Raw genomic sequence first — 12,920 nt, 5'->3', positions numbered from 1 at the left:
AACAAAATTCGTTGTGCCTTTTTTTAGTCAAAGGAGAGAACGATGAAATTAACAATCAAAGAAATTGCACAGGTATTAGGATTACCGGAAAGCAGCGACGAACGTGAATTGACGACCGTCGAATTTGACAGTCGCAAAATCACGGAGGGGGCACTGTTTATTCCCTTAGCCGGGGAGCGAGATGGTCATGATTTTGTTCAAGCAGCAAAAGACAATGGGGCAATTGCGACGCTTTGGAGTAAAAAGGAATCGGCAGAAATCAACGGGATGACAGTTTTTGCCGTAGAGAATACATTGGCGGCTTTTCAAAAACTTGCTGAGTATTATTTGAAAAAAATTGGTCCCCGGGTTGTCGGCATTACCGGCAGCAATGGCAAAACCACAACCAAAGATATGACAGAATCTGTTTTAGCACAAAAATTCAAAACGTATAAAACCCAAGGCAATTACAATAATGATATCGGGTTGCCTTACACGGTTTTTCATACACCGGAAGATTGCGAAATCCTGATTTTAGAAATGGGGATGGATCGTTTTGGTGAAATCAGTGAACTGACGAATTTGGCCCATCCGGAAGTGGCGGCAATCACATTGATCGGCGAAGCCCATATTGAAAATCTCGGTTCACGAGAAGGAATCGCTAAAGCTAAAATAGAAATCCTTGAAGGCTTGAAAAAAGATGGATTACTGCTGATTCCTGAAAATGAACCCCTTTTAAAACCATTGGTGGCAGGAATTTCTCAAACCCTGAAAACGTTTGGTGAAAAAGGAGAAATCTCTGGAAAAATCATCGAAGAAACACCAACGGAAACAACCTTTGAGATTGCTGGTGAAGAATTTACGATTCCGGTTTTAGGCAGCTACAATGTCAACAATGCCTTGATTGCTTATGGAATTGGGAAATACTTTGGTTTGACTATTCAACAAATCAAAAAAGGGTTGGCAGAATTTCAATTGACGAAAAACCGTACCCAATGGTTACATGCCGGTAATGGCGCAAAAATTTTAAGCGATGTCTATAATGCCAATCCTACCGCAATGGGCTTGGTTTTAGATACCGTCGGAAATTTAGCGACAGAAGGACGGAAATTAGCTGTTTTAGCGGATATGTTGGAATTAGGACCGGATTCTTCAGCGATGCATGCCGCAATGTACCAACATCTTTCCTCTGCCTTTTCTGTTGTTTTTCTCTACGGCACAAAGATGCATGCTCTGGCGCAGGAAGTGAAAAGCAATTTGCCGGAAGTTGAGGTACAGTATTTTTCTAAGGAAGAAAGACCTCAGTTGATTCAAGCAATCCAAAAAGAATTACTGCCAACGGATATGATTGTTTTAAAGGGCAGTAATGGAATGGGTCTGAACGAAGTTGTGGAAGAATTGCAAAAAGCGCAGAAATAATTTGAAAACTTGCTGAAAATTTCATAATGTGTTAGAATTGTCTAATGCCGAAAGATGAAGTAAAAATTGGAATACAATTAAGTAAGAATGCTTTTATGATAATAAAAGGCCGAACGGGAATCGTTTGGCTTTTCTAATGCCTTCGAGAAGCGGATTTTTCGGTGTTGAAGTGTTTGCTGGATGTGTAGGGACCATCTCCGGGGAACATGGAAAAAGATGAACGCTTCAAAAAAAAGAGCGAACGGAAAATCCGGAAAGCTCACAAAAATGGCGTACGAACGCCTGCAAAAAATGAAAGTGCCTGTCGATGAGAATTTTTTTTGAGAAATCCCGCAGACATGTAGTAGATACTCTGGCAATTATTTTTTGCTGCAAGCGAGTGACGTGCGACCTTACCTAGGAGGATACATTTGAAATTTAAAGAACTAGATTTATCACCAGAATTGTTGAAATCTGTGGAGCGTGCCGGCTTTGAAGAAGCAACACCTATCCAGGAAACAACGATTCCCCTTGCATTAGACGGAAGAGATGTTATTGGACAAGCTCAAACCGGTACTGGGAAAACAGCGGCGTTTGGTTTACCAATGCTTGAAAAAATTGATACTACAAACCGTGACCTGCAAGGATTAGTTATCGCACCAACGCGGGAACTAGCTATCCAAACACAAGAAGAACTTTTCCGTTTAGGCAAAGACAAAAAAATTCGCGTACAAGCAGTTTATGGTGGCGCAGATATCGGCCGTCAAATCCGTGGCTTGAAGGATCATCCACATATCGTTGTGGGAACTCCTGGCCGGATGTTGGACCATATCAACCGCCACACATTGAAATTAGCAACAGTTGAAACATTAGTCCTAGATGAAGCGGACGAAATGCTGAATATGGGCTTTTTAGAAGATATTGAAAAAATTATTGCCCAAGTCCCTGAAAAACGTCAAACGTTGCTCTTTTCTGCAACGATGCCACCAGCAATCAAGAGTATCGGTGTCAAGTTCATGAATAATCCTGAACATGTCAAGATTAAAGCAAAAGAAATGACTGCTGACTTGATCGATCAATACTATGTACGGGCAAAAGAATTTGAAAAATTCGATGTTATGACTCGTTTATTCGATGTTCAAACCCCTGAATTGACAATCGTCTTTGGTCGGACCAAACGCCGGGTAGATGAATTGGCTCGCGGTTTAGAAGCGCGGGGCTACAAAGCAGAAGGAATCCACGGTGACCTTTCTCAACAAAAACGGATGAGCGTTTTGCGTTCCTTCAAGAGTGGTCATTTAGATATTTTGGTAGCGACAGACGTAGCTGCTCGTGGATTGGATATCTCTGGTGTCACTCACGTGTACAACTATGATATTCCTCAAGATCCTGAAAGTTATGTTCACCGGATCGGTCGGACAGGACGCGCCGGTAAAGGCGGAATCTCCGTAACTTTTGTTACTCCAAATGAAATGAGCTACTTGCATGTCATTGAAAATCTAACGAAAAAACGGATGACACCTTTACGTCCACCAACCGAAAAAGAAGCCTTCAAAGGACAACTTGGGGCTGCTATGGAACAAATTGAAGAAAAAATGGATGAAAACGGCTTGGATAAATATTTGCAAGCTGCGGATGATTTAGTGGAACGTTATTCAGCACAAGATTTGGCTGCTTTATTGTTAAAAACAGTCGCAAAAGATCCTTCTGATGCCGTACCGGTTAAAATTACGCCAGAACGTCCATTGCCTCAAAACAAAAAAGGCGGATTCAATAAAGGCGGCAATGGTCGTCGCAGCAACAGCAGCAATCGTGGACGCAATGATGGAAACGGTGGCGGAAGCGGCCGTAAACCAAACAAGAGCAACTACAACAGCAATAAAGAAGGCGCGCGTAAAAACAGCCGCCGCAGCAACGACAAAAAGCGCGGATTTGTTATTCGCAACAACCAAGACTAATCGTTGAAAGTAAGCAAATTTAATCATTTGCTTACTTTTTTTGTTTTCAAGAGGTATTTTAATGGTTTTTGAAAAGAATTTTGGTAGAATGGGAGTAGTTTTAAAAGGAGTCGAACCGAATGATCAAAGGAATCGGCATTGATGCGGTGGAACTACATCGCATCAAAAAAATTATTGAAGAAAAGCCTCAATTTATCCGACGGGTGCTGACGGAAGCGGAACAAGCCGCTTTTTCACAGTTGCCCATAAAACGACAGATCGAATATCTGGGGGGGCGGTATGCCTGCAAAGAAGCTTTTTCAAAAGCTTGGGGTACCGGTATCGGAAAATTAGCTTTTCACGATTTAGAAATTTTAGCGAATCAAACAGGCGCACCGGTCGTGACACGGTCCCCCTTTAGCGGCAAGGTCTTTGTCAGTATTACCCATACTGAAACGACGGCGATGGCGCAGATTATATTAGAAGAGTAGAAGGAAGGTTTTTCGATGAGCGTTTCATACCATCGACCCACGCAAGCGATTATTCATACAACAGCAATCACTGAAAATGTGGCAAATGAACGCAAACGAATGCCCAAGGAACAGGATTTGTTTGCTGTTGTAAAAGCAAATGGCTATGGACATGGCGCAATTGAAACAGCGAAAGCTGCAAAAAAAGGTGGAGCAAGCGGTTTTTGCGTAGCTACTATTGATGAGGGCATTGAATTACGAGAAGCGGGCTTTACAGAACCAATTCTGATTTTGGGCATCGTTGAAGTGATGTATTTGTCGGTGGTTAGTGAATACGATCTTTCCTTCCCTGTTGGAACGATGGATTGGCTTGAAGCTGCGGCAAAAAAATTAATGGAAGCTCCTGTAAAAAATCCGTTGAAGATTCATATCAAGGTGGACACCGGCATGGGGCGAATCGGATTTTTGACACCGGCTGAAGTTGACGAAGCCGCGACTTTTGTCGAAGCACAGCCCCAAATGTTGTGGGAAGGAATCTTCACCCATTTTTCTACAGCAGATCAAGCAGACGACAGCTATTGGCAAATGCAAAATCAACGGTTCCAAGAGGCATTGAAACCATTGGCTCATCTGCCGCGTTACGTGCATGTCAGCAACAGTGCAACGGCTTTGTGGCATGAGGAACCGATTGGCAATATGGTTCGATTTGGAATCGCGATGTATGGCTTAAATCCTTCCGGACATGCCTTGACAGAAACCTATCCTTTAGTACCGGCAATGGAGCTGACTTCGGAATTGATCCAAGTAAAGCACCTGAAAAAAGGAGAAGGCATTGGTTATGGGGAAACTTATGTCACTCCTGAAGCAGAATGGATCGGTACGGTCCCTGTCGGCTATGCAGACGGTTGGCTGAGAAAAATGCAGGGATTCTACGTTTTAGTAGCAGGACAGCGCTGTGAGATCGTGGGACGGGTTTGCATGGATCAGTTTATGATTCGTCTGCCGCAGGAATTTGAAGAAGGAACGCTGGTGACCCTGATTGGCAGCAACCAACAGGAAACAATTACAATGCAGGATGTTGCGGATCATTTAGGCACGATCCATTACGAAGTTGCCTGCACGATTTCCCAACGTGTTCCTCGAAACTATACAAAATAAGGATGATAATGAGATGGTGAAACGTGGAGATGTTTATTTCGCGGATCTTTCTCCGGTGATTGGATCAGAGCAGGGGGGGATTCGCCCGGTTCTTGTGATCCAAAATGATCGCGGCAACCATTTTAGCCCAACGGTTATTATTGCGGCTATTACGGCGAAAATGGCCAAACCCAAGCTTCCCACCCATATCGGGATCAAAGCGATGGAAAAAGGAATTGGCAAAGATTCAGTGATCTTGATGGAGCAAATCCGCACAATAGATAAAAGTCGATTAAAAGATAAGGTCTGTCATCTTGATGTTCAAATCATGGAAGAGGTCGATCGCGCCTTGCGAATCAGCGTGGGGATCGAGGAATACGCTCTTGTCGATAGACATACATAATAGAGCTGGACACTTGTGTTCAGCTTTTTTCTTAGATATAAAAAAGAAAGGAAGAAAATGATGGGGATAGCCGTTGTCGTTTTAACAGGAGTCTTGCTGCTGGCTTTTAGTTGGCAAAAGATTAGACAGCTAAAAAAAGGACCAGAGCAGCATATCTATTGTCTGTTTTCAGCAACGGAGGAACAGCCGGAAACAGAAAATTTTTCTCGTTATTATGGAATCTTCCAAGTAGCTGAGCAGGAGATTCGCTTAGAGATTCCCTACCAACTATTTTTGCAGCATCAAGGACCGGAGCGGGGAGAATTGATTTTTCAGAACGACCGATTTATTGCCTTCAAAAAATGAGTAATTGGCAGGAGACGAGTGCCTAAAAACGACTGTCAAAAAAACAGCAGAAAAAGTAAAAAAAGTCTTAAGAAATCAGCAAAAGAAACAACTTGAAAAGGATTTCATCTTTGACAGATTTCCTAAATTGTCAAAAAAATTTTGACCGGTGATTGGGAAAAGTTGGAATGATCTAAATTTCGTGATACAGTATGACAGCTGGAAAAAATAAAGGATGAGATAGATGAATCATATAAAAAACACATTGCACTTATACAAATTAGATTGGAAACGAATCTTTAAAAATCCTATGGCAACCTTTTTAATCATTGCGTTGGCCATTTTGCCTTCTCTTTATGCATGGTTCAACATTAAAGCCTTGTGGGACCCGTATTCAAATACAGGAGAGCTACCGATTGCGGTTTATAGTGCCGATCAGTCGACGACTTTTCAAGGAAAAGAAATCGCCATTGGGAAAGAAGTTCTTGATGAACTCCACGACAATAAACAGCTTGGTTGGCAGTTTGTTGATTCTAAAAAAGCGTTGACTGAAGGGGTAAAATCCGGGAAATACTATGCCGGAATTTATCTGCCGAAGGATTTTTCGGAGAATTTGTTGAGCTTTGTTTCAGGAGAGATCAATAAACCAAAAATCGAGTATTATATCAATGAAAAAATCAATGCCATCGCTCCTAAAATTACAGATAAAGGGGCTTCTAGCTTACAGGACCAGATTTCAGAAAACTTTATCAAGACAGCCAGTTCCACCCTGTTAAAGGTATTCAATGAAATCGGGTATGACATTGATTCAAATCTGGTCAGCATCAACAAAGTGAAAAATCTGATTTTGGAAACAGATGAGAACATCGATACCATCGACGGCTACACGAAACAAGTTGTTGAACTGCAAGAAAAAATGCCTGAGATTAAAGAAAAAATCGCAAAAGCCGAAGAATTTGTCGATTATGTGCCAAAAGTTGATGAAATGGGTGACAAGCTGCTGGCATTGAATGAAAAAATGCCGGAATTAAAAAAACAGGCAAGCATTATTTTGACTTTGCAGGAAAAAATTCCTGAAATCCAAAATGCCGGCAAACAATTGGCAGCAGTCGATGCCGACTTTGATGACATTGAACAAACCATGACTGAAGGAATCAGCGAAGCCAAATCTGGGTTGGAGATTATTCAACAAGTCCAAACAATCCTTCCTGATATAAAAAAATTAGGAAACCAAGCAGATCAGTTAGCTGCGACAACGGAAGAAGGAGCAACGAAGCTGCAAGAAGCAATCCCAAGTATTACTTCCAGCGTTTCGGTAACCTTAAATGCTATTAGCCAAGTGGCTACGACGACCTCCTCCATCGTAAGCAGTATCAATCAAGCGTTAACGGATAATCAACTGACAGACGTCGAAAAACAACATATCAGTCAGGTTATTCAAGATTTTAAAGACAACATTGCCCGTCAACAAACGGCAATTACCGATTTAGTGACCTTTCTGACCCAACTGCAAGAAGCGGCTGGAAATCAGTCCTTGCAAGGAATCATCGAAAAATTGAATCACGCCAATGATTTGCTGGGAGACTTATCTGGACGTTTAACAACATTGGATGGTTTGATAAAAAATGGAAATAGTACCGCTATTCAAAATTATCTGAGAGAAATTGAATCTGCCGCAACTGCAGTGGCAACGTTTGTTGACAGCATTGATGTTGACACGGTTGGAAAAACCGTGAGTGATATTTTGACAAAATTAGTAGCCGCTTTGTCAACAGCACAAGATGCATTGGAAAAAGCACAAAAAATTGATTTCGATTCTCTGCTGAATGCTACTGAAAAAACGGTTGCGAATGCCATCGGCTTATTAGAAAAATACCAAAAAGATATGCCTGCGATTCGTCAGGAAGTCCATGATGCTAATACGATGTTGAATGGGCATATGACAGAAATCGTGGAGGGCATCAATAAAGGTGCCGATTTATATAAGAATGAATTGCCTGTTTTGGAACAAAAATTAGGTCTTGCTGCTGATTTTCTTGAAAACGACTGGCCAACAGTGAAAAAAGAAATCACTTCAACAATGAACATGGTGGATGAAAAACTACCGGAAGTTGAATCAGCATTAAATGCCGCCGTAGAATTAATCAATAATGACTGGCCTACCTTGAAGACCGGACTTCATAAGGCTGCGACTACTATTCGTGCAGGAGAAGAGGAAGTCGATCTTGGGGAAATTATTAAACTATTGAAACTGGATGCTCAAAAAGAGAGTGATTTCTTTACCAAACCGGTGGAATTGCAAACCAATCAAATCTATCCTATTGCCAACAACGGTTCGGCAAGTACACCTTTTTATACGGCACTGTGTTTATGGGTAGGTGCATTGCTGCTGTCTAGTGTAGCAACTACGGAGTTTCATTTGGAAGGCTCGGACAAAAAGAAATACACCAAACGTGAAACCTTTACAGCGCGGATGTTGACCTTTTTGACGATGGCACTTTTCCAAGCCTTGATTGTTACATTGGGAAATTATTTCTTGTTGGGAGTAGATGTTCATAATCCCTTCTATGCGGTACTCTTTGCTTTGATTGTCGGGCTGGCCTTTATGATGATTGTGTATGTTCTATCAGCCCTTTTCGGCAATATTGGTAAAGGAATTGCGATTATTTTGCTGGTGCTGTCGATTTCTGGTGGTGGTGGAAATTATCCGATTCAAGTATCCGGTAAATTCTTCCAATTTATCAATCCTTTGTTGCCTTTCACTCACGCAGTCAACCTTTTGCGAGAGCCGGCAGGAGGTATCTACTGGCCAAATGCAACAGCCAATATTTTGATTATGGTCGCATTGTTCGTAGTATTTGGATTGTTGGGAACATTCGTTTATCCTTATCTTTCTGAAATGACGCGAAAATTGGCGAAGGTTTCCAAAGAAAGCCATTTCTTCCATTAATAAAAACAAGCTGAAAATCAACGTGAGAAACGGATGATTTTCAGCTTGTTTTTTTCGATTAACGATTTTTATTTTTGCTTGTATCGGGAGAATTCTTTTTTTCAAAAATGAAAGGTTTTTTCTGCGGATTTTCATTGACATTTTCAAGAGGGAAGCGTAGCATACAGTCTTGGCTGTGGGAAAAAACAGTCTTTTGTGTAAAGAATATTGGAGGGAGAAAAGTGGAATATTTAAAACGTTTGCTGGTAGGACGTCCGCTGAAATCGGCTGAAAATGATGAGCACAAATTAAGTCGCTTTGCCGCTTTAGCGTTGTTATCTTCTGATGCCTTGTCGTCTATCGCTTATGGTACAGAACAAATTGTTGTCGTGTTGGTGGCTCTTTCGGCAGCCGCTATCTGGTATTCATTGCCAATTGCCGCCTTTGTTATTATTTTATTGATTTCATTAACCTTATCTTATAGACAAATCATACATGCTTATCCTCATGGCGGGGGAGCATATGTTGTAAGCAGCGAGAATCTGGGGAAAAATGCTGGTCTGATTGCTGGTGGCTCATTATTGATCGATTATATGCTGACGGTGGCAGTTTCGGTTTCTGCTGGTGCTGAAGCCATCACGTCGGCGATACCGGCGCTGTATCATCATCAAGTAGCAATCTCGGTAATCATCGTTTTATTGATTATGATGATGAACTTGCGGGGGTTGCGGGAATCCGCCAGCTTCTTAATGCTGCCGGTGTATACCTTTATTGCTGTGATTACGATTTTGATTCTGGTGGGCTTATTTAATATTGTGACCGGTGCACAACCTTTACAGGCAACAGCTTTGCCTGGTGCAACAATTCCCGGGATTTCGATTGCTTTGATTTTACGGGCATTTTCTTCTGGTTCTTCTTCCTTAACCGGGGTGGAGGCCATCAGTAATGCGGTACCTTTCTTTAAAAAACCCCGGGCAAAAAATGCTGCGGGAACGTTGGCATTGATGTCATCAATCTTAGGTTTCTTCTTTGTAGGAATTACGTTTATCAACTACTGGTACGGAATCGTTCCAAAAACAGAAGTAACCGTGTTGTCACAAATTGGACAAGCCGTGTTTGGTCATGGCTTCATGTTCTACGCCTTACAATTTACGACAGCACTGATTTTAGCGGTCGCTGCCAACACTGGGTTCTCCGCTTTTCCGGTTTTGGCCTATAATTTGGCAAAGGATAAATTCATGCCGCATATGTACCAAGATCGCGGGGATCGTTTAGGTTATTCCAATGGGATCATGACATTGGCAGCCGGCTCGATCGTGTTGTTGTTTATTTTCCAAGGATCTACGGAACGATTGATCCCGCTTTATTCCATCGGGGTGTTTATTCCCTTTGCTTTATCACAAACCGGAATGGTCATCAAGTGGCACAAGGAAGGAAAAGGCTGGCTGTCAAAATCGATTGCCAATATTGTCGGGGCATTTATTTCTTACGCGATCATTATTATTTTATTTGCCTATCGTTTAGGAGACATTTGGCCTTTCTTCATCATCATGCCAATTTTATTGCTGATCTTTTATAAAATTCATGACCATTACAAAAAAGTTGCGGAGCAATTACGTTTGGAAGATGATGTTGCGTTGCACACCTACGATGGCAATACTGTTATTGTTTTAGTGGGGAATGTTACTCGGGTAAATGTCGGTGCGTTGAATTATGCCCAATCGATTGGCGATTATGTGGTGGCGATGCACGTTTCTATGGACGAAGATATCGAAAAAGAGCGGGAGATCGAAAAAGAATTCAAGGAACGTTTTCCAGAGGTTCGCTTTTCAGTCGTTCATTCCTCCTATCGTTCGATTGAAAATCCAATCATCCGCTATGTAGATTTAGTAAGTAAGAATGCTGCAAAACACAACTACACCACAACGGTCATCGTGCCGCAGTTTGTTCCACGGCGAGGCTGGCAAAATATTTTGCATAACCAAACCAGTTTGCGTCTACGCCTGCGACTTTCTTGGCGGGAAAAAATCGTAGTGGGAACATACAGCTATCATTTGAAAAAATAAAAACAAAAAAAATTCGCGGGATTCCCTGCGAATTTTTTTGTTTCTTCAATCTTAAGAACGTTTGCTGGCAGGATCAAGTTTACGCTCGATGATCCCCAAGCCCCAATCAGTGATAATTGCCATCAAAGCAGTTGGCAGTGCACCGGCTAAGATAATCGAAGCACCATCTGTGGCGTTGGTTCCGCGAATGATGATATCTCCTAAACCGCCGGCACCAACAAAGGCTCCGATGGCGGTGATTCCGATTGCTACCACCAATGCATTACGAATTCCCGCCATGATGACGGAAACAGACAAAGGCAGTTCGATCATATAAAGACGTTGGAACGCCGTCATACCCATGCCTTTACCGATATCCAATGCATTACGATCCACCTGAGTCATGCCGGTGTAGGTATTCTTGATGATTGGCAGCAAAGAATAAAGAAAGACCGTAACAATTACGACATTTACCCCCAGTCCTAAGCCAATCATCAAAATGGAAATCATGGCTAAGGAAGGAACCGTTTGGATGATATTCGCAAAACGAATCACCCAGTTTGCCAAGCGGCGTCTTCTGGAAATCAGAATGCCGATGGGAATGGCAACGATGGCCGCAAAAATCACTCCATAGATCGATAACAAGAAGTGACGGATAAATTGACTGAATACATAGGCGCCATTTTCTCTAAAATAATAAACAAATTGTTCCAGCAAGTTCATATCTTGTAAATTCATCTCATCACTCCTCTTCAAAATAATTATTTTTTTCTAAAAATTCTTGGGCAACAATACTTGGTTCGACCAAATTGTTGTCAGCCTCGTAATTCAACTCTTGCATTTGTTTCGTATCGATTTTTCCGGCAAGTTTTTCAATTGCCGCGTTTAATTCTGGTGTGTCCTTTAACAATTGATCGTCAACAATCGGCGCAGCATCATAAGGGGGGAAGAAACGCTTGTCATCTTCCAACATCACCAAATCATAACTGCCGATCCGTCCATCGGTGGAGTAGCCCAGAACGATATCCATTTTTCCGGCAGCTACCGCATCGTAGACCAAACCGATTTGCATCGGCAAAATCGAATCAAAGGCAAAGCCATATTCTTCTTTAAAGCCTTCGTAGCCGTCCCCTTTTCGAGTGATCCAGGAAGTATCCACACCTGCCACCAATTCATCCGCTACGTCCTGTAAATCGCTGACGGTTTTTAAATTGTATTTTTCCGCAGTATCCTTACGAACTAAGAAGACATAGGTATTATCAAAGCCATAGGAAGGAAACCAAGTTTGATTGTAGCGTTTTTCAAATTCCGTTTTCACTATATTGAAAGCTTCTTTGGGATCTTTTACCGGGTCCATTCCCAAAGTGGAGGTTAAATCGGTCCCGGTATAGCGGGCAGCCGAAATTTGTGCATCCCCGTTCATCATCGCTTGGTTATTGATGGTAGTAGTAGCCAAGTTGTTGATGATTGTGGTTTTTTTATCGGTATAATGTTCCACCATTCCGGCAACTAAACTTGCCAGAATTTGTGACTCCGACGTGATTCCACCAGTAATTGCGATTGTGTTTTCATCCGCATTTGATGAAAGCCCCGGCAAGGAACAGCCAGCCAGTAACAGCACTGTGCTGAAAGCCAAAAGGAATTGTTTTAATTTTCGTTTCATTCGTCTGCCTCCCTTAACGCTTTAGGAGTCAAGCGTGTTTCTAAAAGTCCGAGTAAAAAATCTGCCAATAAGGCTAAAATCGTTACCGGGATCGTTCCGGCAAAAATCAAATCCGGTTGATAGTTGTTCAATCCGCTAAAGATCATATCACCCAAGCCGCCAGCTCCGATGTAAGAAGCCAAGGTTGCCCAAGCGATAACGTAAACTGCGGCTAACCGAATTCCCGCCATGATGGTCGGTGTAGCGATGGGCAACTCCACACTTAAAATGGATTGGATATTGGTCATTCCCATGCCTTTGGCGACATCTCGATAATTGCTGTCGACATTTTTCATCCCGATATAGGTATTCCGCAAAATCGGTAATAACGAATAAATGAAGAGGGCGATGATCGCAGGTGTTTTACCAACCCCGAAAAAGGGAATCATCAAAGCAAGCAATGCTAAAGATGGAACAGTCTGCAATGCACTGGTGACACTGATTACTACGCTGGCAACTCTTGGCAGTCGTGTAAGAAGCACGCCTAATGGAACGGCCAACAAAATACCCAGCCCCAATGAAAAAGCAGAAATATACAGATGTTCGGAACCTCGGGCTAGAATCTGGGGACCGTAAGTAGAAAAGAAATCTGCCAT

The 12,920-nt window shown here is 42.2% G+C and carries 11 protein-coding genes; 8 read left to right on the top strand and 3 right to left on the bottom strand.

The genetic code is table 11. The features are described 5' to 3' along the window. Positions 1-42 precede the first annotated feature (42 nt). From BN1875_RS08575 to BN1875_RS08540, 8 genes are all read left to right on the top strand, one after another. On the top strand, positions 43-1,398 hold the full coding sequence (locus BN1875_RS08575; protein WP_048604437.1) for a UDP-N-acetylmuramoyl-tripeptide--D-alanyl-D-alanine ligase: 1,356 nt from the start codon (positions 43-45) through the stop codon (positions 1,396-1,398). A gap of 410 nt (positions 1,399-1,808) precedes the next feature. Further along, positions 1,809-3,335, top strand: a complete 1,527-nt coding sequence (cshA, locus tag BN1875_RS08570) for a degradosome RNA helicase CshA (RefSeq protein ID WP_048604436.1) — start codon at positions 1,809-1,811, stop codon at positions 3,333-3,335. A 119-nt stretch (positions 3,336-3,454) separates the two neighbouring features. Next, positions 3,455-3,805 (top strand): holo-ACP synthase, encoded by a 351-nt coding sequence (gene acpS, locus BN1875_RS08565; RefSeq protein ID WP_048604435.1) that lies wholly within the window; start codon positions 3,455-3,457, stop codon positions 3,803-3,805. 15 nt (positions 3,806-3,820) lie between these two features. Next, positions 3,821-4,942, top strand: a complete 1,122-nt coding sequence (gene alr, locus BN1875_RS08560) for an alanine racemase (protein WP_048604434.1) — start codon at positions 3,821-3,823, stop codon at positions 4,940-4,942. Between the two features lie 13 nt (positions 4,943-4,955). Continuing rightward, positions 4,956-5,324 (top strand): type II toxin-antitoxin system PemK/MazF family toxin, encoded by a 369-nt coding sequence (locus BN1875_RS08555; RefSeq protein ID WP_048604433.1) that lies wholly within the window; start codon positions 4,956-4,958, stop codon positions 5,322-5,324. Between the two features lie 60 nt (positions 5,325-5,384). After that, positions 5,385-5,669 carry a DUF2500 family protein gene (locus BN1875_RS08550; RefSeq protein ID WP_048604432.1) on the top strand — a complete coding sequence of 95 codons (285 nt, stop codon included), beginning with the start codon at positions 5,385-5,387 and terminating at the stop codon, positions 5,667-5,669. 223 nt (positions 5,670-5,892) lie between these two features. Next, positions 5,893-8,598: a YhgE/Pip domain-containing protein gene (locus BN1875_RS08545; RefSeq protein WP_048604431.1), complete on the top strand. Its 2,706-nt coding sequence runs from the start codon at positions 5,893-5,895 to the stop codon at positions 8,596-8,598. Between the two features lie 221 nt (positions 8,599-8,819). After that, positions 8,820-10,643: an APC family permease gene (locus BN1875_RS08540; RefSeq protein ID WP_048604430.1), complete on the top strand. Its 1,824-nt coding sequence runs from the start codon at positions 8,820-8,822 to the stop codon at positions 10,641-10,643. A 51-nt stretch (positions 10,644-10,694) separates the two neighbouring features. Here BN1875_RS08540 and BN1875_RS08535 read toward each other — a convergent pair whose 3' ends face one another. Genes BN1875_RS08535 through BN1875_RS08525 form a run of 3 tightly spaced genes read right to left on the bottom strand, consistent with a single transcriptional unit; the run spans position 10,695 to position 12,920 of the window. Next, entirely contained in the window at positions 10,695-11,360 is a 666-nt protein-coding gene (locus tag BN1875_RS08535) for an ABC transporter permease (RefSeq protein ID WP_048604429.1), read from the bottom strand. A 4-nt stretch (positions 11,361-11,364) separates the two neighbouring features. Next, positions 11,365-12,285, bottom strand: coding sequence for an osmoprotectant ABC transporter substrate-binding protein (locus tag BN1875_RS08530; protein ID WP_048604428.1), 921 nt, complete (start codon positions 12,283-12,285; stop codon positions 11,365-11,367). Further along, positions 12,282-12,920: an ABC transporter permease gene (locus BN1875_RS08525; protein WP_048604427.1), complete on the bottom strand. Its 639-nt coding sequence runs from the start codon at positions 12,918-12,920 to the stop codon at positions 12,282-12,284. The genes BN1875_RS08530 and BN1875_RS08525 overlap by 4 nt, the downstream gene beginning before the upstream one ends.

The organism is Enterococcus massiliensis (genome assembly GCF_001050095.1).
GTDB lineage: Bacteria > Bacillota > Bacilli > Lactobacillales > Enterococcaceae > Enterococcus_C > Enterococcus_C songbeiensis.
The sequence above is the reverse complement of the archived record's forward strand: the minus strand, read 5'-3'. Positions and strand labels throughout refer to the sequence as shown.